The 25724-nt window shown below is 52.3% G+C and carries 25 protein-coding genes; 11 read left to right on the top strand and 14 right to left on the bottom strand.

The window, feature by feature from the left end:
* Positions 1–180 precede the first annotated feature (180 nt).
* The 3 genes from IMCC3135_RS05615 (at position 181) to pncB (ending at position 3135) form a co-directional block, all read left to right on the top strand.
* Positions 181–510, top strand: coding sequence for a 2Fe-2S iron-sulfur cluster-binding protein (locus IMCC3135_RS05615; RefSeq protein ID WP_088916710.1), 330 nt, complete (start codon positions 181–183; stop codon positions 508–510).
* A gap of 46 nt (positions 511–556) precedes the next feature.
* Positions 557–1756 (top strand): pyridoxal phosphate-dependent aminotransferase, encoded by a 1200-nt coding sequence (locus IMCC3135_RS05610; protein ID WP_088916709.1) that lies wholly within the window; start codon positions 557–559, stop codon positions 1754–1756.
* Positions 1757–1821: 65 nt separating this feature from the next.
* A complete protein-coding gene (gene pncB, locus IMCC3135_RS05605; RefSeq protein WP_205737923.1) occupies positions 1822–3135 on the top strand; it encodes a nicotinate phosphoribosyltransferase in 1314 nt (437 codons plus the stop codon).
* Between the two features lie 8 nt (positions 3136–3143).
* On the opposite strand, the gene IMCC3135_RS05600 is transcribed toward pncB, so the two are convergent.
* Entirely contained in the window at positions 3144–3914 is a 771-nt protein-coding gene (locus IMCC3135_RS05600) for a hypothetical protein (RefSeq protein ID WP_088916708.1), read from the bottom strand.
* A 77-nt stretch (positions 3915–3991) separates the two neighbouring features.
* Positions 3992–5143 carry an aminotransferase class V-fold PLP-dependent enzyme gene (locus IMCC3135_RS05595; RefSeq protein WP_088916707.1) on the bottom strand — a complete coding sequence of 384 codons (1152 nt, stop codon included), beginning with the start codon at positions 5141–5143 and terminating at the stop codon, positions 3992–3994.
* A gap of 143 nt (positions 5144–5286) precedes the next feature.
* Here IMCC3135_RS05595 and IMCC3135_RS05590 point away from each other — a divergent pair, with 143 nt between their 5' ends.
* Together IMCC3135_RS05590 and IMCC3135_RS05585 are read left to right on the top strand one after the other, a co-directional pair.
* Positions 5287–6354, top strand: a complete 1068-nt coding sequence (locus tag IMCC3135_RS05590) for a Gfo/Idh/MocA family protein (protein WP_088916706.1) — start codon at positions 5287–5289, stop codon at positions 6352–6354.
* A gap of 13 nt (positions 6355–6367) precedes the next feature.
* Positions 6368–8635, top strand: a complete 2268-nt coding sequence (locus IMCC3135_RS05585; RefSeq protein ID WP_088916705.1) for a mechanosensitive ion channel family protein — start codon at positions 6368–6370, stop codon at positions 8633–8635.
* A 129-nt stretch (positions 8636–8764) separates the two neighbouring features.
* On the opposite strand, the gene IMCC3135_RS05580 is transcribed toward IMCC3135_RS05585, so the two are convergent.
* The 5 genes from IMCC3135_RS05580 to IMCC3135_RS05560 all read right to left on the bottom strand — a co-directional run bounded on the left by IMCC3135_RS05580 (position 8765) and on the right by IMCC3135_RS05560 (position 15315).
* On the bottom strand, positions 8765–10696 hold the full coding sequence (locus IMCC3135_RS05580) for a peroxidase family protein (RefSeq protein WP_157735787.1): 1932 nt from the start codon (positions 10694–10696) through the stop codon (positions 8765–8767).
* Positions 10697–10855: 159 nt separating this feature from the next.
* Positions 10856–11965 (bottom strand): pyridoxal phosphate-dependent aminotransferase, encoded by a 1110-nt coding sequence (locus tag IMCC3135_RS05575; RefSeq protein WP_088916703.1) that lies wholly within the window; start codon positions 11963–11965, stop codon positions 10856–10858.
* A complete protein-coding gene (locus IMCC3135_RS05570) occupies positions 11955–12977 on the bottom strand; it encodes a GHMP family kinase ATP-binding protein (RefSeq protein ID WP_157735786.1) in 1023 nt (340 codons plus the stop codon). The genes IMCC3135_RS05575 and IMCC3135_RS05570 overlap by 11 nt, the downstream gene beginning before the upstream one ends.
* A gap of 167 nt (positions 12978–13144) precedes the next feature.
* A complete protein-coding gene (locus tag IMCC3135_RS05565; protein WP_169727411.1) occupies positions 13145–14575 on the bottom strand; it encodes an ATP-binding protein in 1431 nt (476 codons plus the stop codon).
* Between the two features lie 8 nt (positions 14576–14583).
* Positions 14584–15315 (bottom strand): response regulator, encoded by a 732-nt coding sequence (locus IMCC3135_RS05560; protein WP_088921695.1) that lies wholly within the window; start codon positions 15313–15315, stop codon positions 14584–14586.
* 248 nt (positions 15316–15563) lie between these two features.
* Between IMCC3135_RS05560 and IMCC3135_RS05555 the strand changes: the two genes are divergently transcribed.
* The 5 genes from IMCC3135_RS05555 (at position 15564) to IMCC3135_RS05535 (ending at position 19105) form a co-directional block, all read left to right on the top strand.
* Entirely contained in the window at positions 15564–16124 is a 561-nt protein-coding gene (locus IMCC3135_RS05555) for an EF-hand domain-containing protein (protein ID WP_088916700.1), read from the top strand.
* 424 nt (positions 16125–16548) lie between these two features.
* The gene (locus IMCC3135_RS05550) at positions 16549–17265 is read left to right on the top strand and encodes an RNA polymerase sigma factor (RefSeq protein WP_088921694.1); all 717 of its coding nucleotides are present in this window, start codon (positions 16549–16551) and stop codon (positions 17263–17265) included.
* On the top strand, positions 17262–17843 hold the full coding sequence (locus tag IMCC3135_RS05545; protein WP_088916699.1) for a DUF3619 family protein: 582 nt from the start codon (positions 17262–17264) through the stop codon (positions 17841–17843). The genes IMCC3135_RS05550 and IMCC3135_RS05545 overlap by 4 nt, the downstream gene beginning before the upstream one ends.
* On the top strand, positions 17840–18484 hold the full coding sequence (locus IMCC3135_RS05540; protein WP_088916698.1) for a DUF3106 domain-containing protein: 645 nt from the start codon (positions 17840–17842) through the stop codon (positions 18482–18484). Before IMCC3135_RS05545 ends, IMCC3135_RS05540 begins: the two co-directional genes overlap by 4 nt.
* A gap of 138 nt (positions 18485–18622) precedes the next feature.
* Positions 18623–19105, top strand: a complete 483-nt coding sequence (locus tag IMCC3135_RS05535; RefSeq protein ID WP_088916697.1) for a GNAT family N-acetyltransferase — start codon at positions 18623–18625, stop codon at positions 19103–19105.
* A 34-nt stretch (positions 19106–19139) separates the two neighbouring features.
* On the opposite strand, the gene IMCC3135_RS05530 is transcribed toward IMCC3135_RS05535, so the two are convergent.
* The 4 genes from IMCC3135_RS05530 to IMCC3135_RS05515 form a co-directional block, all read right to left on the bottom strand.
* The gene (locus IMCC3135_RS05530; protein ID WP_088916696.1) at positions 19140–19622 is read right to left on the bottom strand and encodes a hypothetical protein; all 483 of its coding nucleotides are present in this window, start codon (positions 19620–19622) and stop codon (positions 19140–19142) included.
* A gap of 212 nt (positions 19623–19834) precedes the next feature.
* Positions 19835–20749: an alpha/beta hydrolase family protein gene (locus IMCC3135_RS05525; protein ID WP_088916695.1), complete on the bottom strand. Its 915-nt coding sequence runs from the start codon at positions 20747–20749 to the stop codon at positions 19835–19837.
* A 192-nt stretch (positions 20750–20941) separates the two neighbouring features.
* Complete coding sequence (locus IMCC3135_RS05520) at positions 20942–21322, bottom strand: YybH family protein (protein ID WP_157735785.1); 381 nt, start codon at positions 21320–21322, stop codon at positions 20942–20944.
* A gap of 1 nt (position 21323) precedes the next feature.
* Positions 21324–21632, bottom strand: a complete 309-nt coding sequence (locus tag IMCC3135_RS05515; protein WP_088916693.1) for a hypothetical protein — start codon at positions 21630–21632, stop codon at positions 21324–21326.
* A gap of 122 nt (positions 21633–21754) precedes the next feature.
* Here IMCC3135_RS05515 and IMCC3135_RS05510 point away from each other — a divergent pair, with 122 nt between their 5' ends.
* Entirely contained in the window at positions 21755–22666 is a 912-nt protein-coding gene (locus IMCC3135_RS05510; RefSeq protein WP_088916692.1) for a LysR family transcriptional regulator, read from the top strand.
* 116 nt (positions 22667–22782) lie between these two features.
* On the opposite strand, the gene IMCC3135_RS05505 is transcribed toward IMCC3135_RS05510, so the two are convergent.
* The 3 genes from IMCC3135_RS05505 to IMCC3135_RS05495 form a co-directional block, all read right to left on the bottom strand.
* Positions 22783–23232 carry a DoxX protein gene (locus IMCC3135_RS05505; RefSeq protein WP_088916691.1) on the bottom strand — a complete coding sequence of 150 codons (450 nt, stop codon included), beginning with the start codon at positions 23230–23232 and terminating at the stop codon, positions 22783–22785.
* A 197-nt stretch (positions 23233–23429) separates the two neighbouring features.
* Positions 23430–24905: an IS66 family transposase gene (tnpC, locus tag IMCC3135_RS05500; protein ID WP_088916690.1), complete on the bottom strand. Its 1476-nt coding sequence runs from the start codon at positions 24903–24905 to the stop codon at positions 23430–23432.
* A gap of 131 nt (positions 24906–25036) precedes the next feature.
* Entirely contained in the window at positions 25037–25714 is a 678-nt protein-coding gene (locus IMCC3135_RS05495) for an SDR family oxidoreductase (RefSeq protein ID WP_088916689.1), read from the bottom strand.
* Between the last annotated feature and the right edge of the window lie 10 nt (positions 25715–25724).

Here is a 25724-nt window from a genome sequence, read left to right as displayed (position 1 = left end):
ACGGACACAGCAGAGTAGCGAAGCTTCAGCATAGTCAGAATGAATTGGGGACCCGGTTGGATTCTGTGGCAAGGATACAATCGAAAGCTGTGAATCAGATCACAAAAAAAACGGATGTGACGCCGAGCGCTTACTTGGATACCATCACGGGTATAAACAGCAACTTAACCAGATCGCCTCATGAGTCAGGAAATCATTCTCCATTACAAGTCCGCCGATGGCACCATCAGAACCGTCGATGCACGGGTCGGTGACAGCGTCATGGACACAGCCGTTCAAAACGATGTGGATGAAGTTGTAGCCGAATGTGGCGGCAGCCTCATCTGCGCCACCTGCCATGTCTACCTGGACGAGTCAACTGCCGCCTTGTTTGCAGAGCCAGACGACATGGAGCTGGAGATGCTCGAGGGCGTAGCAGCCGAGCGGCGGGAGAATTCCCGTCTGAGCTGCCAGCTGATCATCAAGCCTGAACTGGCTGGTCACACGATAGAAACGCCAGAACGACAGTAGTAACTCTGACGCCCTCCCTACCTGCAGCAAACCCCCAGCCTGACTCATGAGCTCATCACCCCCACAGCACGCCAACGCAGCCTTATCACCGGTAGCCGCTTTCAATCGCATTGGCGAGGAAAACGCCTTTGCGGTGCTGGCCAGAGCCGGAGCTTTGGCGGCCAGCGGACGAGACATTATCAACCTGGGCATCGGTCAGCCTGACTTTCCAACACCGCCCAACATTGTTGAGGCTGCGGTCAAGGCGCTGTATGACGGTCATCACGGTTATACACCCGCAGTCGGCATCGAACCCTTACGCGAGGCCGTCGCTGCAGACCTGCTGAGACGGCATGGAACCGAAGTCAGCCCAGCCAATGTGATCATTGTGCCGGGCGGCAAGATTACGATGTTCGCAGCCATTCTCATGTTTGGTGAACCCGGTGCCGAGATTCTCTACCCCGATCCCGGCTTCCCGATCTATCGTTCAATGATTGAATTCACGGGTGCCACGCCGGTCGCCATTCCTATTCGCGAGAGCAATCAATTTGCCTTTTCAGCAAAAGAGACGCTGGCTCTGATCACACCAAAAACCCGACTGTTGATCATCAACTCTCCGGCTAACCCTTGTGGTGGCGTCACTCCGCGAGAAGAAATCGACAAACTGGTTGCCGGACTGCTGGAACATCCTCAGGTGGCCATCATGTCCGATGAAATCTATGACCAGATGACCTATGACGACGCAGAGCACGTCTCCTTGCTGAGTTATCCGGAAATCCGTGATCGCCTCATTCTTCTCAACGGCTGGTCAAAAACCTACGCCATGACCGGCTGGCGGTTGGGCTATTCTGTCTGGCCCGATTCACTGTTCAATTCAGTCAGAAAATTGGCAGTTAATTGCTGGAGCTGCGTGAATGCACCAGCCCAGTACGCCGCCATGGAAGCACTGACCGGCCCGCAGGATGCGGTAGCGAGCATGATGAAAGCCTTTGACGAGCGGCGTCGAGTCGTGGTGGAACAGCTCAATTCGCTTGACGGTGTAAGCTGTGTGACACCAAAAGGGGCTTTCTATGCTTTTCCCAATATCAAGCAGACAGGCTGGCAGTCCAAACCGCTGGCCAACGCATTGCTTGAAGAGGCAGGCGTAGCTACGGTGGGAGGCCCTGACTTCGGCATCCACGGCGAAGGCTATATACGCTTGTCGTATGCCAATTCGCTGGAGAATATCGAAAGCGCTATCGAGCGCATCAGGAAGTTCCTGCAGTAGACAAACCCTCGTCAGACTGCTCAATTGACGCAGTCTCAGCAACTGAATTTCAGGGATAGTATTTCATGGTTCAAAGCCCCATGCCGGACATCGCCACACGAGTCTACGATCATAATTTCAAGCTCGACCCGATCGTACGCAGCTTGCTGGATACCGATGTCTACAAGTTGCTGATGTTGCAGACCATCTGGAAAGAACGACCAGACGTACCGGTCACCTTTTCACTGATCAACCGCTCAAAAAGCGTCAGGCTTGCCGATGAGATCGACGAGAAGGATTTACGGGCACAGCTGGATCATGCACGCTCTATCGGGTTTACCAAGAAAGAGCTCATCTGGCTGACGGGTAACACCTTCTACGGACGTGAGCGCCTGTTTACCAAGGAATTCATCGAATGGTTGCGTCATTATCGCCTACCTGAATACCGTCTGCGGGTTGAGGATGGGCAGTATCTGATCGACTTCGAAGGTGATTGGGCCGAGACAACCTTGTGGGAAATACCGGTGTTATCCATCATCAGCGAATTGCGCTCACGGGCATCCATGCACGGCGTTGGTCGGTTCGAACTCGATGTTCTGTACGCCCGAGCCAAAGCCAAACTGTGGGAAAAAGTACTGCGACTAGACCAGTTGCCTGATTTGAAAATTGCCGATTTCGGTACACGCAGACGCCACAGTTTTCTGTGGCAACGCTGGTGCATCGCCGCTATGAAAGAAGGCCTTGGCAGCAAGTTTACTGGCACCAGTAACGTATTAATGGCCATGGACCTGGATCTGGATGCCATTGGCACCAACGCTCATGAGCTGCCGATGGTGGAAGCCGCACTGGCAGATGGTGATGAGGCCCTGATGAAATCACCCTATCGCGTTCTCAAGCACTGGAGCCGCACCTACGACGGCAACCTGCTGATAGTTCTGCCTGATACGTATGGGACCACTCGATTTCTGGAAAATGCGCCTGACTGGGTTGCCGATTGGAGTGGCTTTCGCATCGATTCGAAAGAACCCCTTGCAGGCGGTGAGGAACTGATCAAGTGGTGGAGTGAGCGCGGCAAGGACCCACGAGAGAAACTGTTGATTTTCTCCGACGGACTGACCGTGGATACCATTGAGCAGGTTTATCATCAGTTCAACGGACGGGTACGACTCAGTTTTGGTTGGGGCACACATCTGACCAACGACTTCAGCGACTGTGCCACCGAATACAACTCGCAGTTGAAAGCAATATCGCTCGTGTGCAAGGTCACCCACGCCAACGGCAAACCTACCGTCAAACTGTCGGACAATTTTGACAAGGCAACCGGACCTGCAGCAGAAATTGCCCGCTATCGATCCATATTCGGCGGTGAAAACATGGAACAGCTGGACGTACTGGTTTAAAACTCGCCTCAGCGGCTCCAGGGACTGGCCAATCGCCGGATCAGTCCCAACATGACAAACAGGAAGATCAGCGGAAATACCAGCGTCTGCATCACAAAGACCACCACCAGCCGGATGGTGCTTTCGCTGATTGATTCGGCTGCCTGTGAATACTCATCCAGACGTCGATCGATATCGATCTGTGCAAGCGCCAGATTGTACAAGCTGCGGGCGCGGTCCATGAAACTGTCGGGCGTCTCCTGACGCTCAGTCGTTACCGCCTCATTGATCTGCCCAATGGCCTGCTGAGCCTGTGTCAGCGTGGCCGATGCGGACACGTAATCCGCTTCCAGGAAAGTGCGATATACCCAGTCGTTGGCCACGCTGATAGCTGGCATCATGAATCGCAACAACAGCACAAACAGAAACAATCGTTGCACCACTCGCCGCCCTGGACGCAGCCGAGGTGAAATGACACAAACACAAAAGACAAGTCCGAGCACAGTCACTGCAATGAACAACCCCTGCCATGCGCTCATGGACAAGAGTACTTTCTGAATTCCCAGTGAACTGCTGGCCAACATCATGATCCAGGAAAAACGCTCCACCAGATCATTAACCGGATCCAGAATCTGACCAGGCGTGAAATTCACACCAATCCCGGCAGGCTGGATAGCCACCTCGGTGCCCTGTGCAACCGAAATGACACCATTAAGACTTCGGGCAAGCGCATAACCAACCAGAGCCCGTTTGAAAGCAGCATCCACATGCGACTGCCCGACGCTGTCAGTGCCAGGCAACCAGGCCAGAGCAATTGAAAAAAGCGTCAGACAGACGATCAGCGTGGACGCTGCGCGCAGCTTGATGGTCCTTAGTCTCAGACGGTAGTTGATTCTGTACTGGCTCGTACCTGCTCCAGTGCCTTGGCAAAACGTTCAACAGCCGCATCAACATCAGCCAGTTTGTCCAGCCCGAACAATCCGATTCGGAAGGTCTTGAACCCTGCCGGTTCATCAATCTGTAACGGAACACCCGCAGCAATCTGCATACCTGTGGCCGCAAACGCCTTGCCACTATGCAGTTCGTCGTTATCGGTGTAATACACCGCGACACCCGGCGCCTGAAAACCATTTGCCGCCACACTGACAAAGCCTGCCTCTTCCAGCAAGGCACGAACACGCTGCCCCAGCTCAACCTGACTCTGTTTGACCTTCGTAAAGCCCATGCTGGCTGTCTCGTTCATGACATCACGGAACACGATAAGACTGTCTGTCGGCATGGTGGCGTGATAGGCATGCTTGCCGTCAAGGTAGGCTTCCATGATCTGCGACCATTTCTTCAGATCCAGCGTAAAGCTGTCACTGGTGGTTTCCTGCATCAAGTTATAAGCGTGCTCGCTGAGCATGACCAGCCCAGCGCAAGGCGAGCCACTCCAGCCCTTCTGCGGAGCTGATACCAGCACATCGACACCCAATGCCTGCATATCAACCCAGATGGTGCCTGACGCAATGCAGTCCAACACGAAGATTCCACCATAAGCATGAACCGCTTCGGCCACCGCCTTGATGTAATCATCCGGCAAAATCATACCCGCTGCCGTTTCTACATGCGGTGCGCAGACAACATCGGGCTTGTCACGAGCAATAGTGGCCACCACCTCTTCGACAGGAACCGGCGCAAATGCCGATTGAGGAGCATCACCGATCAGTTGCGCTCGCAGCACATCATGACTTGACGGTATATTGCCGGCATCAAAGATCTGCGACCAGCGAAAACTGAACCAGCCGTTACGGATAACCAGACAACTCTTGTCACGGCACAATTGGCGCGCAACAGCCTCCATACCCGAACTACCACTGCCGGGCACGATCACGGCACGATGCGCCGAGTACACATCCGTCAAGGTTTTGTGAATGTCCCGCATGGTCTGCTGGAACTGCACTGACATATGGTTGACCGCGCGATCGGTATAAACCACCGAGTATTCCAGAAGGCCGTCTGGATCAACGTTGTCTAGTAGTCCGCTCATTGGGTTAAATCCGCTACAGGGTGAAAGTAATAAGATACCACTTGCGCCGGGGCTGACGCGAGTGAGAAGCCAATTTACGATTATGATGATCGCACGGGTATTTGATCTGCTGCCAGCACTTGGAAACGGGAGAATAATTTTTTATGACACAGTTAACGGAGACACCCAGAGTCGGCGTTGCACTCATTGGCGCGGGCATGATAGCCCCCACCCATGTGGCCGCCCTCTCGGCAGCCCGGACACGAGTCCGGCTTGAGACAATCGTGTCCCGGCGTCCCGAACGTGCACATTATCTGGCAGAGCTTTATGCTGGCCCACCGCCCTTGTTCACCAGTGAACTGTCAGCCGTCACACAAAACCCAGATGTGCAGATTGTGATTGTGGCCACTCCGCCCAGTGTTCGTATCGAATTGATCGAGACTCTGGCGAAGGCGGGAAAACACATTCTGCTGGAAAAACCAGTCGCACGCACCGTCGATGAGGCCAGACAAGTTGTCCAGATCTGTGAACGCGAGGGAGTGACACTCGGCGTGCTTTTCCAACACCGGATGCGTGCTTCTTCAAAGGCTGCAGCAAAACTGTTGGCCAGCGGTGCACTTGGCAAACAGGGACTTATAGAGATTGCCGTACCACTTTGGCGTGAGCAATCCTACTACGATGAACTGGAGCGCGGCACCTATGCCCGTGATGGAGGCGGTGTATTGATTACGCAAGCCATCCACACCATCGATCTTGCACTTAGCCTCACGGGCCCCGTTTCACGCGTGCAAGCGATGAGTGCAACCACCCCGCTACACCAGATGGAAGCCGAGGATTTTGCTGTCGCAGGATTGCACTTTAGCTCCGGTGCGGTGGGCTCACTGGTGGCAAGCACCGCAACTTTCCCACATGGCCGCGAGACGATTACCCTGAACTGCGAGCACGGCACGTTACGTCTGGGTGCTGATACGCTGGATATTTCCTGGCGTGACGGACGATGCGAACAAGCTACGCCCGGCACAGAGCATGCAGGAGAGGATGGCCCGGTTATTGTCAAGTATGAGTGGCATCAGGCCGTGATCGAGGATTTCATTGAGGCCGTTCAACAAGGTCGTGCGCCGATGGTCACTGGTCGTGAAGCACTTGACTCACATCGTCTGATAGAGGCCATCGAGCAATCCTCATCCGGTGGCATTGCGCTGGACATCTCCAATCTCACCGAAAACAATTGAGACGATACAAGCCATGCAAGCATTCAAGCGCATCGTCTTCCTGCTGAGTATTGTCCTGCTGTTCGGGACAAGCTCCCATACGTTCGCTCAACAGATATCGCTATCCTCATCAGATACTGAGCAAGCGGGCTATGAGCTGAATCTTATAGACAACCCTGAAGCGGTAAGAGCGCTTGTCTCCCGACTATCTGACAATGAAGTAAGAGACCTGCTGTTGCAGCAACTGGATGCGGTTGCAAGTAAACAGGCTGCCGAAGAGATCACTGAGAAAACAGATTTTTTCACCCTCATAACGACCAATATCCCTATTTCCATTCAAGCAGCTGTCAGCGCATTCCCAACCATGATTTCCGGTCAGGCAGCAATCTTCAGTACTTTTGTCGATAGCCTTGGCCCCAATGGCGTGTTGAAGTTGTTAGGCGGTATTCTCCTTGCAATAGCGATCGGGCTGATCGTTGAATTTCTAGTCAGAAAACTCACCCGAAAATGGCGCTCGAAAATTGATAGTTCCTCATCCATCAATCCTTCACTGAAAGATATTCTCGCGCTGCTCAGTCTGCGTTTTGTTCTGGATCTGTCCGGTCTACTGGCATTTATTGTTGTTACTCAGATAGTACTAAGGCAAGTAATAGATCCTAAGGCCGGTTTCTTCATGCACCATTTCCTATGGAACCTGGTGCTGATTCCAAGGCTATTCTCAGTCGTATTGAAATTCGCACTTGCCCCCAAACGCTCCGATTTACGATTGATTCACACCAGTGATGAGGCTGCACAGTTTTTACACAAACACCTGGTCTGCGTGGCTCTGCTGATCGGCTTCACCCTGTCGGTCATGGATTTGCGAGTACATACCGGTATTTTAGAAACAGGAACCCGAATCGGATTCTGGTTCAACCTGATCATTCATCTGTATTTTGCCTTCATTGCATGGCAATCTCGATTTACCCTGATCGATATCATCAACGGTAAGGACGATGATGCGACATCGATGGAAAAGACGGTAGCCAAGCTATATCCCTATTATGCGATGTTGGTGATTGTCAGTAGCTGGACCCTGGTAGAGGTACTGGTTGCACAGAATCTGCTCCATCTCGTTACACAAGGTGTTCAATACTCAACCATGTTCATTTTGCTGCTGGCCCCGGTTCTTGACACAGCTATCAGAGGTCTGGTCAAACACCTCACACCTGCCATTGTTGGCGAAGGTAGCCTGGCTCAACAAGCCTACGAGTCGTCAAAACGCAGTTATATACGCATTGGCAGGCTGCTTGTCATGTTGTTTGTCATCACCTGGTTAACCCGAATATGGGGAATTGATATTGCCAATCTTGACGCCTCGGATATCGGTACGACAACGACACGAAAATTTGTCGAATTTATCGGGATATTTGCAGTCGGCTATTTTTTATGGGAAGTGACAACACTGTGGTTGAACCGGAAACTCGCTGCAGAAAAAACCGTCGCAGGTGGTGATGGTGAGTCTGCGCTCCCTGGTGGTGATGAAGGTGGTGCCGGTGGTTCCAGGCTATCAACGGTACTGCCCTTGATAACCTGGTTCCTACAAACAACCATCCTGATCATGACCTTACTCATTGGTCTTGGCAGTGTCGGCATAGACACCACCCCCTTACTGGCAGGTGCCGGAATCGTGGGTCTTGCCATTGGTTTTGGTGCACAAAAACTGGTGACAGATATTGTGTCAGGCTTGTTCTTCCTCATTGACGATGCATTTCGTGCTGGCGAGTACGTCAACGTGGAGGGAACCATGGGCACTGTTGAAAAAATTTCGCTACGCGCCATGCAATTGCGTCACCACCGTGGGCCTATTCATACTATCCCCTATGGTGAGATTCCAAAAATCACCAACTATTCGCGTGACTGGGCGATCATGAAACTGACGTTCACCGTTCCGTTTGAAACCGACCTGATCAAGGTCAAGAAAATATTCAAGACCATTGGCAACGAACTCATGGAGATGCCAGAGTTTGCAGGGGACTTCATTCAACCCTTCAAATCCCAGGGCGTCATTCAAGTTGATGACATCGGCATCGTGATACGTGGAAAATTCATGGTAAAGCCGGGTAAACAATTTCAGATACGCAAAGAGATCTTTCAACGGGTACAAAGTGAATTTGAAAAGAACGGCATTCAGTTTGCTCGTAAAGAGGTGCGCGTAAAACTGGATAGTTCGGCCCCCACAGAGAAGCAGTTGTCGGAATCACAAAAATCTGCCATTGGTGCTGCCGCGCTGGAAGCCAGTGAAATAAAACCAGCGACATAGCGCGTACAACACCGTTATTGGCGTGGCCAAACCATCCGGATACTCGCACAGGCGAACTTGCGGAAAGCCACGCCAGACTGGCAAGACGCTCAGACAAACCCGGCGGGCCTGCCAGAATCCATCACTTCTTCATTCAGCTTTGACAAGAAACATATTCGACTGAATGTCACCGTATTCCAGCTCTGTATTATTGACAATCACATCGCTCAGAGTCTGCTCGAAGGTTATGCCCTGCAACTCAGGCAACCTGGTCAATGATTGCAAACCCCGGTTCCACTCATAGAAAAAGCGATCTCCATCACGCAAGGCCTCGAACTGCTTCTTCCAGATAGCCTCTTGCAGTTCTCCGAACTCACTGCCAGGCAGATGTGGTTCAGACACCATGCCGACAAAGGCATCCAGGCTGTCCACATCACCATAGACCGCCTTTAACCTGGCTGCCAGACTGGTGCGCCGCACACCGGTAACCGCTTCGCTATCGGCCGCATCTGAACCCAACTCCAAAAGCTGTCCATCAGCATCGCGCAGTTCAGTGTAGGTGAGTATATCGGGGTCATTGATGGGATCTTCCAGATCGACCAATGGATCATCAACAGGAAACGACTCAGTGGCCTCCCCGGTCAGAGCCGTGAAGCTGGTGATTCGATCAAGTCCATAGGCCTCACGCATATCGTTATAAGCAGCCATGCCGTGCTCACGACCACGCATGATGTCAAGCACACCGATATCGTTCACCAATACGAAGCATTCGTTCAAGGTGGGTCCATCAAGGCATTCCTGCGAATCGGCAACATGCTCCACGGGAATCTGAAACATCACACTTCGCAACTGATTATCGATCTGCTCATCATTGCGGTATTGCGGCTCTCCTCCCAACCCTGCCAGTAATGGCCCCAGGCCGAGTTGATTAACCAACTGAGGTCGATGGAAGGCGACGTTGAGAGGTACAGCCAGTTCAATATGGTCTCCTTCTGCTTCAATCTCGATACCGATCTCTTCGAACATCTCCAGTGTCTGAACATCGTAACTACTGGCCAGGTTCGCCATTTCTATCTCACCATGAATCATGCTATGGGCCCGATAGCCGACCGTGGCAAATTCATTACTGACACTGGTATCCACATCCGCACGATAACGGCGCGCCCGTTTCAGATCGATACCCAGTGCTGGCAGAAATTCCTCATAAGTGATGTATTGCTGCGTCGCTATCACGAACTGACGGGCCGTATCGAACTTGGTTTGTTCGGACCAGTCCTCGGGAAGTTGGTCAACGATGCGGTTGTGCTCTCTTGCAAAGAGCGTCTGTATACCCGTTAGCGCTATATTTTCATTGGCACGAATATCACCGGCAACAATGGCCTGCTCATCGGCATCCGGTGCAAACAGAAGATTCCCGAGCCGTTCCATCACCGGTGCAGAGGCCGCATCGCCACGTTCAGTGGCACGAGGCAGATACTGATCCTCGCTCATCAGCAATCTTGCGCCGTTATTCGACAGATCACCATCCACAGCTCCTTCCCGCAGCCATTCGAGGCGCTCCTCACTTCCGCCATAGACAGCCCAGGCGTCAACAAAGCTGCTGATGGTGTTCAGCTGCTCTCTGACCGTATCAACACCTGTCCCCTCGACAGCAGCACTACGACTCGTTCGGAAGACACCATCGCCATGAGCAAAATACTCTAGCGGATCAGACTCATCGTAAGTAAACTCCAATAACTCTTCACTGGTCGCACGCAGCGCTATCGTATGGTCTATGAATTGCCCCCAGTTGTAGGCCCACTGAGTAACCCCGTTTTCCGAAAACAGATTCTGAGCCTGATCCTCAAAAATACGGTTACTGATGTAACGAGATTCTGGGCCACCAGCAGGGGCTGATAGTCCATCAGAATAGTTTGACGGAGCAATTCGTCGATAGGCAGTATTGGCAACGCCATAGAGCGGATTTCTGGAGTTGTTATCACTACCATCGAGTGATTGCACTTCGCCCTCGAATTCTTCTCTGGTGACAGGCTTACGCTCAGCGGCGTTGGAACCCGGGGCGACAGTAAAGAGGCAGAGCATCAACGCCCTCGATGTCAGAGGCAAGACACCATTTCGGTATGAGATGGAAAATATGTTTAACTGGTTTTTCAACTGTATTTTTTTAACAATCATAAAGCAGTTTTTTTGAATGGTTCGTGAAAATGATTATTTGTTGTTCTGTAAAAACTCATCGATCAATCAGGTGGGCCATTTGGCAAGCAGCATCTGCAACGCATTGACCAGAATTTCATTCTCGGCAGGCAGATTGACTGCAAGTCGCAGATAACGCTGACTTGAACCGCGCTTGTTACTGCATTCACGGATAAAACACCCGTGCTGTTCAAGCAATGCATCACGCAAGGCACGCCCTGAGACGCCGGGGTCCAGCTCTGCGAATACGAAGTTGGTTTGCGAGGGAAAAACCCGTAGTCGATCAATCGTGGCCAGGCTTTCAACAAATGCCTGCCTGTCACGACGCGTCTTCTCAAAACTGGCATTCAGCTCTGAGCGCATATCGGCGACTCGCTGCAATACGAACGCAGCCAGTCCATTGATATTCCAGCAAGGCAATTGTTTGCGAAGCTCAATAGCACGCTGTTCGTGCGTCACGGCATAGCCGAGCCGCAAACCATGCCAGCCCAGGGATTTGCCCAGACTTTTCACGACGATGAGGTTTCTGGCTACCTCTACCAGGTTTGCAGCACTGACGACATCCGAATAGTCGATAAACGATTCATCCAGAATAATCGCGGACAGATCGGCAAGCTGTTCAAGTAGTTGCTGCACATGCTGCGAAGCCATAACAGCACCAGTCGGATTATTCGGATTGGACAGAACCAGCGTCCGGATATGATACTTTCTGACAAAAGCCACGATGTCTGCCACAGACAAAACGTGATCATTGCCTGCCTGCCTTTGGATGAAGTGAATAGGAACACCCTGCATCTGTGGCAGATCGGTCCACTGACCGAAGGTCGGGGTACAGGTCGCCATCGGCCCCTCGGCTCTCTGACAAATAAGCGTAATCAGTTCGGTGGAACCATTGGCGACAATGATCTGTGAGGCAGGAATTCTGGTCAGAATAGAGAGTGCTTGCTGATGAACCTCTGCGTAGTCGGGGTAGTATTTGACAATATCGGGCAAGGCTTCACGGATGTCTTCCAGAAGCGAGGCAGGAGGAAAATGTCGATTGACAGGCACACAGAAATCGATGGGGTCCTGTTTTGTTGGCATTGCCTTTCGAACGGCAAAAAACGCCGGATTATGTGCCTCTGTGGCGAACAATGACTGCGTAGAGTTACTGTGCATGACAACCTCCAGCAACGATACGATGATCGCCGATGATGCTGACGTCACTGCCAAATCGACGTCTTATCGATTGCATCAAGGTTGCTCCAATGCCATCGCTGGTACGATGCAAGACCCCCAGCACTGTGCCGCTATGAGCGCAATTAACACCCAGAGCACCTTCACTGACACAGCTCTCCAGTAACTCTTCAAATGGGGCTTTCGGCAGTATCTCCTGACTGATTCTGGCACTCAAGGTTGCCGCCAGGGCAATACCTTCAGCATCACCCAGTCGCAGGCTGTTAGTCATCAACGCAAGTGTGGCGACCATTTTGTTACGCATCGTCCGATAGACACCATGCGCTCTGTCACGATCGAATTCCAGCGTATAGATCTCACCACCACAGTCCACGACGATCACGCTCATATCGTGTGGAGCTGGCAGACAGGCATGAACGGCTCCATTCAACTGATTGACATGGGCGATTCCCGGCAGATGCACACTGTCAGAAGGTTCAATGATGGCGATCAGACGTGACAGCTCCACCGGGGAGATGCTCAGGCCTTGATATTTGCACGCAGCACTCAATGCCGCAGCAAGATCTGCAGAACTGGACGCCATGCCTTTGCCGCGAGGAATATTGCTGGTAACAACCAGCTCACTACCCCGTCTGTTTTCGCAATGCGACTTTACTTCAGAGCCCGGGCGATTCTGCTCATAGACCTCAAGCAGTGCGATGGCGTCAGCGACCTTGCTGTACTGCTCTGCATCGCGCACTGTCAGCCCATCATTATCGGCAGAAAAAACCGTGGCGCGGGCATATAGCGCAATCGGGCAATTGACCAGAAAATCTGCTTCATCGATGGCGCCCTGCATCAACTCTCCACAAGTCGCCGGTGCCTGGCAACTGCTGATCATGCTCGAGTTTTCGGATGCACCGTCTGCGGGCAGAAAGCTGTCTGCGGTATTACTTGAGTAATAGGATACAGCCGACAACGCGGCTGATTGAACTGAGGATCTGCTGAGTGTCATGTGAAAACCCATCTGTTGATTACCGTAGCAAGCGTTGGAACACTTGCCTTGAGATGGTTAACGCAGCAGATAGAATTCGGTTGACAAGAATTTCACGAATTTCTCAACCGGCAAGAAAACAGGGTTGGATCTTCCCCTGCCGGCAGCCATTCTTCACATGAACATGACTATTCTGTCATCGGCAAATAAACACAAGCCAACAGACCTGACGGCTTCCTGTTGTGCAGTTCAATGGTACCACCGTGAGCACGAACGATGGATCGTGCGATAGACAAGCCAAGACCAGCCCCACCAGTCTCGCTATTGCGACTCTCATCGCCTCGTACGAACGGCTCGAACACCGTCATCATTCGCTCTGCTGGTATTCCCGGCCCATCATCCTCAATACGAATGATGGCGTAGCCATCAGAGTGAGCGAGCGAGACTCGCGCAGCCAGACCATAGCGAATCGCATTGTCTATGAGGTTGCCCACAGCACGAATCAAGGCAACCGGCCGCCCTTTGAACTGAATGGCCCCCCCTGCCAGATAGTTTGCCCCTCGCTCTTTACATAAATGGACCAGAGTTTCATTCAGGTCAAAACTCTGCAACTTCTCGCCATCGTCATTACCACGGGCGAAAGCCACCAGATCATTGGCCATCACCGTCATCTCCTCCAGAGTCCGCACCATCGGTTCCCGGAATTCATCGTCGAGCATTTCCGCCCGAATGCGCAGACTGGTTATAGGTGTGCGCAGGTCATGACCAACAGCCCCAAGGGTTCGGGTGCGTTCGGCATCAAACCGGGCAATCTGTGCCTGCATGGAGTTGAATGCTGACGCTGCAGCACGCACCTCTCGTGCTCCCTGCTCCGGTACTCTGGCTGTCCGGTCACCACGCCCGGCCGCTTGAGCCGCTTCTGCCAGTAAAGCCAACGGTTGAGTCAGTCGACGCACGAACCAAAGCCCGACGGCCAGCACAGACACCAGAGACAGGCCCAGAATCAGAAAGAAAACCCCATCCTCCAGCAACTGCGATGCAGCCCCGGGCAGAGCTGGCTCACCTTTTGCCGTGATGTTCAACCAGCTGGCATGAGCAGATTCAGGCCTTATGGCCGTATTCGGTGTTGCTCTGCGAGCAGAACCATTAACACTGGCAAGCCGGATTGATACCCCGATGATCTCTGGCCCTGGCTTCTTCTGCGGACGATGATCCCGATCTCTACGCTCACCACCTTGTCTGGAGCCAGGTTGTTGCCGGTTGCCCACCATCACGAAAACATCTCGTGGTGCCAATGACTGGTTCAATTGTTCCTGCAATGAACGCGACCGCTTAGTGTCCGCTGTTTCAACGATCAGTGGTCGGTCACTCATTTCAACACGAGCCACTCGTGTCGAGGCGCTTGCGGCAATGACCGCTCGCCGTCCAGGTTCAATGGATTCGAGCACCGGCACCAATGCGATGATGCGCTCAAGCTCGCGACTATCGCGCGACTCACGTCCCCATCGAGCACGCTCGCCTGACAGTACCAGCAAGGCCAGTACATTAGCCATAATCAGCGCACAGGCCAGCAACAGGGTAAAGCGTGCAGCCAGCCCATCGGGCAGCCATCGTGTCAACGTTGACCTCATTGCTCCGCTGCATCCACGTTTTCCACATCAGCAGCCAGAGCGTAGCCGCCGCCCCAGTCGGTTACCAGCAAAGCGGGGTGTTGCGGATCAGCTTCAATCTTGCGCCGCAGACGACTGATCTGATTATCGATGGCACGATCGTAGGCCTTGGCCTCTCGTCCGGCAGTCAGATCAAGCAGACTGGAACGACTGAGAACCTTGCGAGGATGCTCCAACAAGACCTCCAGCAACCTGTTTTCAGTGGTTGTCAGTTCAACCTGGCGGCCATCATCATGTCGCAACTGGCGTGCGCCTGACTCATGGACCCAACCGGCAAAGCGACGAAGGTTGTTGGAAATCCGATTGGCAGGTGGAGGAACCCGGCGAAGTACCGCATGAATACGAGCCTGCAGTTCTCTGGGGTTGAATGGCTTGGGCAGGTAGTCATCGGCTCCAATCTCCAGACCGACAATACGATCGGTATCATCTGCCATGGCCGTCAACAGAATGACCGGCGGCCCGTCATTGGCTACCAGCCAGCGGCACAGGCTCAAACCATCTTCTCCTGGCATCATGACATCCAGGATCACAATGCTGATGAGCGACTCGGCCACCGCCTTGCGTGCCTCAGTCGCATTAGCTGCCAGCTGCACCCGAAACCCCTTGCTACGCAAATACTGGCCCAGTGGTTCGCGGATGTCTCGCTCATCATCGACGATCAGCACCTGCGCTTCAGAGATATCCGACATACATTGCTCCAGACTTTGATTCTGCTTACAGACAGCTCGTATTGTGACGCTCACATCCCTGTTATGCAGCGCCTCCATCATCTCCTGACACATTAGTTTGTCGCAATGTGTATCAAACAGGACAACTGCGACGATACGCGACAAAACTCACCTGCCGCTGACACATATCGCCGTCCATCTGTCCCTATTGTGTAATCCAACGGTCACTGACTGATCGCAAATTCAAATTTCACCACATAGGATTCCACATGAAACCCAACACTTCAATTCCACTGATTCTTGCCACAGCCCTGATATTGGGTACAACCGGAGTCGTCGCGATGGCTCAGGACGGCGAAAACGAGACAATCAACGAGCAGTTGATGCCCGAAGGTCCCGGCGACAAGGCTGAACAACCGCAGCGCCATGACAAGAGCGGCAAAGAAGGTCACAAGAAAGCACACGGCAAACGCCATGGTCGCTCAGGAAGGCAAGGTTCAAACATCATGCTCACACTGTTCAAAAATGCTGATGCCAACGCTGACGGCAAGGTGACCCAGGAAGAGATCGAAACTTACAAGAATGCACAGCTCAGCAGCGCCGACGTCGATACGGACGGTGCGCTGAACATCGAAGAGTTCGACACCATCTACCGTGCCCTGACACGTAGTCGTATGGTTGATATCTTCCAGAGCTTTGATGAAGACGGCGACGGCATTGTCAGCCCAGCCGAGCTGGACGAAAAAATAAGCCCGATCGTTGAGCGTATGGATCGTGACGATGACGGTGTTCTGGAGCTCAAGCAAGGGCATGGTCGTAGCGCAAAATAACCCCTGAGCTCCTGAAGCAGTAGGAATCTGTCCGAGATAGCGATCGCAGTAGATCGGTCTATTTTCGGACAGTCTCTCAGACCCTATCGTTGTGATGATCGTTGAATGGCGGCAGTACGGATCCAATCTGCCGCCATTCCATAATCTCTGTCAACCAATCACGAACTAATGCGTTGTAGTCATTACCACCATGAAAAATATGGTGCTGACGACAAGCAGGAGATAGCCGTGAAGACAGTTCCGACCCTCATACGCTCAACCATGGCCATAAGCCCTGAGTTGCTTCTCGCCCCCTTGCAGTTCATCAGATGTAGCTGGGGCTTTGGAAGCTGATGAGCTGGATAGCTACAAAACCCTCGCTTCGGGACGTAAGACCTTGGCAACACCCAGAACAACGTTGCCGCCTTGCCAAAATATCGAGGCGATGGACATTCAATCTACGCAATCAGAACATGACCCGCAACGAACCGACCCGGAAGCCGACTCTCCAGGGTTCGACGCGTTGCGCAAACAGTGTGATGCATCCGATACCGGCACGACATCGGACTGTAACTCTGCACAACCGGAGAGGCTGCAAGCTGATGCTGGCACGCCTCTGTCGATTGATGCTTTTCTGCAATCTATAGAGCGCCGAGCATTTGTCATGGCACGCTATGCGCTGAAAAACGAAGATGATGCACTGGACGCCGTTCAGGATGCCATGCTGAAACTCTGTGAGAGTTACGCCGATCGCCCCGGCGATGAGTGGGGACCGTTGTTCTACCGGATTCTGCAAAACGGCATCACAGACAGAGTCAGACCTCGAGGCATGAATCGACTGAAGCGCTGGGTTGGTCGAGCAATTGCTTCAGCAAACGACGCGGAACAAGGCGATTCAACAGCTGATACCATGGATTATCTGCCTAGCGAGCAGCCTGGCCCTCAAGATGAACTGGTCAGCACCCAGCAGTCATCACGAATCAACCACGCTCTCTCAGCACTACCAGCGCAACAACGGGAAGTCTTTCTTCTGCGTCGTTGGCAAGGTCTGAGTGTCAGAGAGACCGCCGAGGCCATGGATATCAGCGAAGGCAGTGTCAAGACTCATCTTTCGCGAGCCGTATCTGCCTTGCAGGGGCAGCTGCAGGAGAAAGGGACATGAACAGTTCCGACAAATCGCCATCTTCACGCCGGACGCCGGAGAACGCTTCGATGGAAAGCTTGCTGCTTGCACTGGATGCCGAGACCGATGCCCTGTCACCTGACATTGTCGACAGGCTTGCAGCAGCACGACGCCGGGCTGTCATGCGCTCAGTCAGCCAGCAGATCCCTGACAAAGCCGACGCGATAGCCGTCGCTCGAAGCAATCAAGGTACTTTGATACACCAAAACGACCCTGAGAATACGATTGATCGTTTGCAGCGGCACGTCAACACTCTCTGGCAAAATCGTCCCGTGAGCGCATCCCTGGCAACCTGCTGCGTCGCCTCACTTGCTGCCATACTGGTTATCAACAGCGCTCAGATGCTAAGTAGTCCGACAGAGAGCATGATCAAGATGACACCCCAGTCCGAACTGGCAGCAAATCCGATTTCTGCCGATACGAACATCTCATTGGTGAAGGCTGCATCATTGGAAACTGATTCAGTAGATTTATTACCCATCATGTCCTCTGAAGAAAGCCTTGATCTTGTCGGATCTGTCGACTTTCTACTCTGGCTAGACTCTCAACAGGGATGAAAGCCAGAATGCCTTTCAAGGTCATGAAACCGTTATTGGCAGCTTTGTCACTGTGCCTTCCAACCTTGGCGCTGGCCGCTCCACTGTGGCAGGAGCTGGAACCTCAGCAACAACAGTTATTGAACAATTTCGCCAGTTCATGGGATGAACTGGATGTTCAAGACCGCCAGTTGAAGCTGCTTGATGCCGATCGCTGGCTGCAAGTGGAACAGACTGAACGAGCCCAGACCGGCACCCTCCAGGAACGCTGGCAACTGATGAGTGAAGAAGAGCGTGCAACTCTTCAGCGGCAGTACCAGACCTGGCAATCTCTGGATGAAACCCATAAAGCACGACTACGACGGTTATACGAAGACTATCTTGCCCTGCCCGAAGAACAACGTCTCCTGCTGCAGGAACAATACAAACAGGACCGTGCCTCTGATAGTCAGAGCCAGAAAAACAATGAGTCGCGAGATCTGAGCTCCGATACAACTGGCAAGCGCTCGGAAGAGCACGACACCAAGGAGGATGACCGATCGGGAGAATCTTCATCGCGTAGTGGCGGCAGTGCCAATGAGGGAAATGGCAGCGGCGGCAACAGTGGTAGTGGCAGTGGCAGCAACGGTGGTGGCGGCGGCGGCGGCGGCGGCGGAAAATGATCACGCATCCCTGTTGATCTGTGAATCAGGTGACTGATTTTTGCTTGAAACAAGCGGTAAGAATATCAAGCGTCAATTGGAGTATTCATCTGCAATAAGCTATGTTAGTGAAATTGCGCCGATGAATTCAGTAACCCGATGATTAGCTACAGAGCGATGCTTGATGAGGAATATGATGACTACCTGTCATATTTCATTTGCGACTATTCGGCGGAAATAGCCTCGAGCTACAAATTATCACTCGAGGCAGCCACTGAAATAGCGAAGCGCGAAGTGGCCCGTGACTTACCTTCCGGCCCAGGTACAAAGGGTCAATTCCTGTACTGCATAGTCAATACAGTAGAACTGACAAACAATCACATTGGCTATATCTGGTATAGCCGAGAACACGATGCTGATCAAATTTTCGTCTGTGATTTTTATATTCTACCGACCTACCAAAACCAGGGACTCGGAAAATTGGCACTGGCGGAGCTGGACACCCACCTGTCAAATTCAGGTGTCAGGCAGATACGATTGCGAGTCGCTATCGAAAACAGAATTGCACTGCATGTTTACGAATCAAGTGGTTACAGAGCGACAGGAATAAACATGTTTCGAGAGATTGGCAAAGCTGAGTAAAGGCTGTTTCTACACTGCCCCTGTCAAGAATGCCTTATTGGCCGTCCTTGAATGTTTGCTGACCAGGAGCTTTTGACTTGATGGTCTGATATTCATGCATCATCAATTGCTCGATGGCCACTGCGATCCAGCCACTGATCAGCATGTCGTACCATTGTTCAACGCCACTGCAGGCAACGACAATATCGCCATAAACGAAAGAGCCGAAAAAGAGCAAATCATCTTCTTGTAATGAAGCAGGATGAACGAGTTGACTGTTTATATTGGCACACTGGTTTCGCCACGCTTGCCTGGCTTTTTGCCTTGCCAACTGGTCGAATTTAATCGTCCACTTCTCCGGTTGGCCTAATGAAGTTTCATACAAAATCGACTCTTCAAACGTTGCTTCCCAAGGTTTTACTCTTGGATTCATGACAACGATATGGAGCTCTTGTCGGTTTGTACGTTCGAAAAGCAGATCAATGGAAGGACGTACAAGATCAATCGCATCGGCAACTATTTCTACCTGACTTTTCATTTATTTCACCCTTGCTAGCTATTCCGGATGCTATTCCGAATAATTTGTACCTCCGGAATCAATTCGCGCTGATCACCGAATACGCACGCCTTTGTTGCCCGCGCGATGTTAGCACAATCATCCTGCAGGACCATTCATGCTTCCCTTTCAGCGGATTTTCTGCGAACTGAATGACGGCTGGCCGCAAAGCTGACCTCAATGTAGCCGGTCGTTCACGGCACCATTGCCTTATCAAAGAATTCCACAACGCGAGCATTGAACGTATCGTGAAAGGCAAGCCTGTCAAAACCTGTTGCATCGACACAGATTCTCTCCCAGAGGCCAGCATTGGCAGCCTGCATAGCCGGATCACAGGGCGTCAGGTACGAAAAGTGACCTGCCCCCGCCACTATCTCAACTTCGTTCAGACCCGGTAATGCTGAAGAGATCACACCACCATTGCTGTCATGTGGTACACGTTCATCCAACGCGCCTGACCAGATCTGCACCGGAACCGTTACTGCTTGCAGCGATTTGGCATTAAAGGTAAATCCGAATGCAGGTGCGGCCACACTGACAGCCTTGATACGAGAGTCGCCGGCAAATTCAGTCAAAGCACCCGACTGAAGGTTGTCGGCCAGTTCATCCACCACTCCGATTACGCACAGATACTCAAGCGGCTGCACCTTGCAATGTTGAACCGCCAGATCAATATCTGGCACAGCGCCCGCCGCCACCAGTGCCGTATAGCCACCGGCTGAAAAGCCGAACACACCTATCTGATCCTCTGACATGTGCCTGGCATCTGGCCAATGCTGTTGAACCTCATCAATACTGGCTATCAACTCTCGGGGACGAGAAAACATCCAGACCGAAGGTGCAACATTCTCATTCTTTGAATTATCGTCGCTATGGGTCAACCCTATGGCCACGTACCCGGCATCTGCCAGTGCTAATGCCGTATCGGCATGACTGCCCATCCAGCCTCCGTTGCCATGAGATAGAATGACAACCGGCAATGCACTACCTGCAGGTTCAGCACCGATTGCCAACGCCTGCCCGAAGGGCGTATTAGGGCTCGCTGGTACCGCACCTTCACTGGGATACCAGATCCCGATATCCATCGCCTGCTCGCTGCCAGGTGCCAATCTTGTAAAACCAGCAGCCGTCGCTGAAGATGGCGAGGTTAAGCTCAGCAGAAAAGAACAAAACAATATTGCAAACCAGTGAGGTCTTATCCTGGCTGCAGGGTTATAGACATGCACAATCAATAGTCCGTTTAGAAACTGGTGTTAATTCAGTGTACCCGATCAACACCAGATTCTCATTGCTAGCGGCGTTCAGTCGTTATTGTCGACATCAAGTGCCATCTTCCACTCACCATGTTCATTCTTACGATAACCAATGATCAGCCTCCCCCTGCCGCCACCCAGCTGACCAGTATCCTTGTTGGTCATCTGTACATCGAAGTGAGTAATCATGATGGCAAAATCCCCGAAGAGACGAATTTCCTCGATTTCAACAGCAGACTTGAAAGCAAAGCTGTCCATCCGTGATGCGTATTTTTCACGCAGTAATTCGACTCCTATAGAGGTCGGCTGATTCTCATTACAAACAATGACCCCGGGGTCGCAAGTTGCAACCAGCCTGTCGATGTCGCCGCCATCCAGAGCATCTATCCACGCAGCCAGAGCTGACTTCAGTGCTTCGATATCACTCATCTCAACGCCTCTCTGTGGACACATATTCAGTGAAATACTGACCCACTACAAATTCTTCAATCTCATCGACAAAGGCTTTCGTCAGTTCACGTTCGCCAAACTGAGGCGTGACTTTCTTTGCAGTCTCGTGATTCGGGAATGTGTAGATCTCGGCGAACAGTGTGGGCCTGTCTGGGTTGGTCGTGACATAGGTTTTCCAGGATGTGACCCCCTCCAACTGAGTAAAGTCTTCGCGAGCGCGTTCGCGAATTGCATCAGCTCGCGCTGGATCCTTCATTTTTAGAACGAATATTTCGGTAATTTCCGCCATTACTGGATTCTCCTGTTGATTGCAGAGCGGCCGTTATCACCGCTCCATGCAACACAGTATGAACATGATTATTGTCTGATAAAATAGGTATATCAGTATCACTTTGATCGATATATCGAACAATGAAAAACACAAATCTTAACGATGTGGCCGTGTTCGTCCAGGTAGCGCAGGCTAAAGGCTTTCGTGCAGCGGCAGATAATCTGAACCTGGGAGCTGGGTCGGTCAGTGAGGCTATCCAGAGATTGGAAAGTCAACTGGGGGTGCGTCTGATTGAGCGAACAACCCGAAAAATGTCATTGACCAGCGCAGGCGAGATGCTCTACCAGAGGACTCTACCTTCATTAACAAGCCTGAAAAATGCACTCAATGAACTGGGCGATAGTCAAGACGCGGTTACTGGCACATTGAGATTGTCTGCACCCAGGAGCAGCTCTCCGTTTTTTCTAGACGACGTTATTGCCCACTATGCGCGGTTGTATCCATCAGTGCTTGTGGAAGTCATGTATGACGACACCCGCGTCGACTTGGTGACCTCTGGCGTTGACGCGGCCATTCGTTCCCAGACACTGATTGAACAAGAAACCCACGCGGTAGAAATAGGCCCGGCTCTTGACATGGTGCTCGTCGCCTCCCCCGACTATCTGGAACGCCATGGCACTCCTGAGAAACCATCAGAACTAACGGATCATGACGGCATTCGTTTCGGATTTGGTCGCGCTGACCGGTTAGCGCCCTGGACTTTCAAGCAAGGACGAAAGTCCCCTTATGACGTTACGCCCCGCGCTCGCATGGTGGTTAACGATATTGTATCGATGATCAAATTCTCCAGTGCGGGACTTGGCTTAGCCTATGTCTACCGGAAACCTGCCGAGCCATATATCGCCCGCAAGGAACTGGTAACGCTTTTCGATAAACAGGTACCGCAGCTGCCGCGCTACACCATCAACTATCTTACCAAACGACATATGCCCGCGCGCCTGCGTGCATTTATCGATTTGGCAAAGAGCAGTTCGAGCGATATTCCAGATTAGTCATCTGTCCTGGAATCAGAACATCAGAACAAGGTTTGCAAAATACTGACTGGCAAACGATACGAGCGAAAGGCGAAGCCAAAAACAGATGGCTTCGCCGGGTCTGTCCAGCTACTTCAAGCGTTCGAGGCTTCAACTTCCAGTTGATTGGACTCGTCAGATGGCTCACCCGCTTTCAGCGTAAGAAAGTGATCGTCTGCTCTTGCCATGAACATGGCAATACTGGCAGCCGCAATGACAATGGAGGCAACAAACAAGTGGTTGACTGAACCTTCATAAGGATTCAGAACCTGGCGATACGAGACCAGCAGTGTCAGTACGTTCATGATCATCACCAGTCCGTAGCTGACGGTCTTGAACTTGCCAGTCACAAACAAAAGCAGAATACCCACCTGAATTGCACCGATGAGATAGATGATGACCATCCCTGCGTCGAAGCCGTAAAACTTTCCAAAGATGGCCTGAAAGCTTTCAGGACGTACGAACTTCTCCATAGCCCAGACCATCATGAACAAAAACAATCCAATACGTAAAACAGCCAGACTTTTCTGGGTCGATGATGACATTTTCGGTTTTTCCTGAAATGGGGTATGTGAATGACAGAGAGTTAAACAGTCATCACATCGAATAGTTCCATCATTTTTTCCGAAGTTTGACGAGAACCTTCACAGGCCTAGCATTTCTACCGCACACTGACGACCACGCTGGCAGGGTAACCGTTCACGGCCCCGCATGCGGGGTGTAGGAACCGCAGCTGATTCTTTCAGCTAGTCGCTAACCGAGGCGTATCAAACGGAAAGCGCACTTTCACCTCGCCCTCAATCATCGACTGGTGACACGCGATGCGGATAAACTGATAGCTTGAGATCCCTATCCGTTGTGCAGTGCCCACGATGCTCAGTATCAAGGGACGAAACTGATCGCCTTGATAAGATTGGGTGGCAAAGCTCAACTTGCGCCAGATCACATAGGGCCGAAGCGCACGCTCAGCGCTATTGTTGTCTAGCGGGATCCTGTGATCTTTGAGAAAGGTCCAACACATCGATTCTCGCTTGAGAAGATGTTGGCATTGACGTTTGGTTCGTCCATCGATTCGTAGCCGGGCACCTCGCTCCAGCGTCTGGTGAAAGCTGCGGCGTAGTCGCTGCATTCGCCGGTAATAAACAGCCTCGTTGATGAGTTGATCTTGCCATCGATGCCGGGTGCGGATAACCGCGTGGGCAAGTAATAAAAGTCGGCGTCCGATCTTGCCGCCATTGCTTACCCGTCCAGCAATATCGATGAATTTTCGAATCAGGTGCGGCCAACACAGTTGACGACGACTTTCCGGTACACGGTTATAACCCACGTAGTCATCAGTGACCAAATACCCTGTGAATTCGCCTAACAGCCTATCGGCAGCCTCTTTGCCGCGCGAGGCCTGTGTCAGGAAATAGCAAGCTTGCACACACACTAACGACCACAGCCAACGGCACTCATTGCCGCGAAAATGCCGTGTTTCATCGGCATGCGCCACGGGTTGTTGGCGAACAAAATCGCCAATCTGTCGGTACGGGTCGCCTAATGCGCTCGTCGCTTTTGCCTGAGCCTGAGAGAGGGCACCGAGACTGAAATGCAACTGCCAGTGCTCAACCAGATAATCCTGAATATTACGAATCGACAAATGATAACGCCCGGACAGATGAGCGATAAGTGCCACCAGATTGGGGCCCATCTGCCCCGAAGGCACGCTATCGGGAGTCTGGGCGCAATGATGTTTGCCACACCCGTTGCATTGCCCACCGAACAGCTGATGCTCAATCACTGAAAAACGCACCACCGGGATATCAAACACCTGGTGACGACAGCGTGGCTCGGGATCGACAAAAATAGAGCCACCACAGCCACAGGCCGCGGTCGGAAAATAGCGCTGAATCTGATCGACATCACTTTCGGGTACCAGCGGGCGTTCGTGCTTTTCATGACCCGGCTGCGCACCCTTTCGTTTTGTAGATCTGGGTTTCTTTTTTCGGTTGGCTCGTTGCGAGGTGGAGTCTGAAGAGGGTGGACGGGAGGAGTTACGCGAGCTTTTGCCCATGCGTTCGTTCAGCTCTCGAACCTGTTCAACAAGCTCCTCATTTTGCGCTTTAAGTTCTGAGACTATCGATTCTAACTGACCGACCACACCCCACAATTGCTCGATCTGAGTGCGAGCCTCATCAAGCGTTTGGGGTGGATTTAATAGATGAGGATCGGGCACGATGATGGCTAATAAACTCGCAGGGCCTTTTCTTCAGAATAGCCTACATAGTCAGAAAACGCTATTCCAACGCCGTGAACGCTTACGCTGGCAGGTTACTCGACAGGCGCACTGGCAGCTTCAGAAAATTATTACCACGGCAGTCGCTCACCCTCGTAATCCAGAAATCGCCCGGTGTCCTTCAGGCTCAAGCCATCGATAACCTCCAACAGCCCGCTTGCACTTTCCACGACACCCAGTGCTGCATTGCTGCCGCCCATATCGGTCTGAACCCAGCCCGGGTGCAGGCTGCAGACAGTAATGCCCTTGGCCTGCCATTCCAGTGCCAAGGTACGCATGGCCATGTTGGCAGCGGCTTTGGAACTCCGGTAGGCCACCCGATCGCTGCCTGCCCGCTTCAAAGAGGCCATCTGGCTTGTCAAGGTAGCCACTCGTGGCCGGGACGATGATTTCAAATGCTGCTCGAATGCGACCGACACCCGCCAGGGAGCTATTGCGTTAATGGCAAATGATGTCATCCATTCCTCATAGTCCATGTCATCAATCGATTGATGCGTCGCCATGACGCCTGCGTTGTTGATCAGGACATCCAGCGCTACACCTGTAAGCGTTGCAGCCAGCGCATCCACCGATGACTGATCGGTGACATCCAGCGCCTGTATATCCAGCAGTCCCTCTAGCGCAGCGAGCTCTGCAGCGCTAGACGGATCACGACAGGTTGCGATGACACGAAGTCCGAGCTCAAGAGCCTGTCGGGTCATTTCAAGGCCAATGCCACGATTAGCACCAGTGATGAGATAGGTTTGCATGATGACTTCC

It is taken from the genome of Granulosicoccus antarcticus IMCC3135 (genome assembly GCF_002215215.1).
Taxonomy (GTDB): Bacteria; Pseudomonadota; Gammaproteobacteria; order Granulosicoccales; family Granulosicoccaceae; genus Granulosicoccus; species Granulosicoccus antarcticus.
The sequence above is the reverse complement of the archived record's forward strand: the minus strand, read 5'-3'. Positions and strand labels throughout refer to the sequence as shown.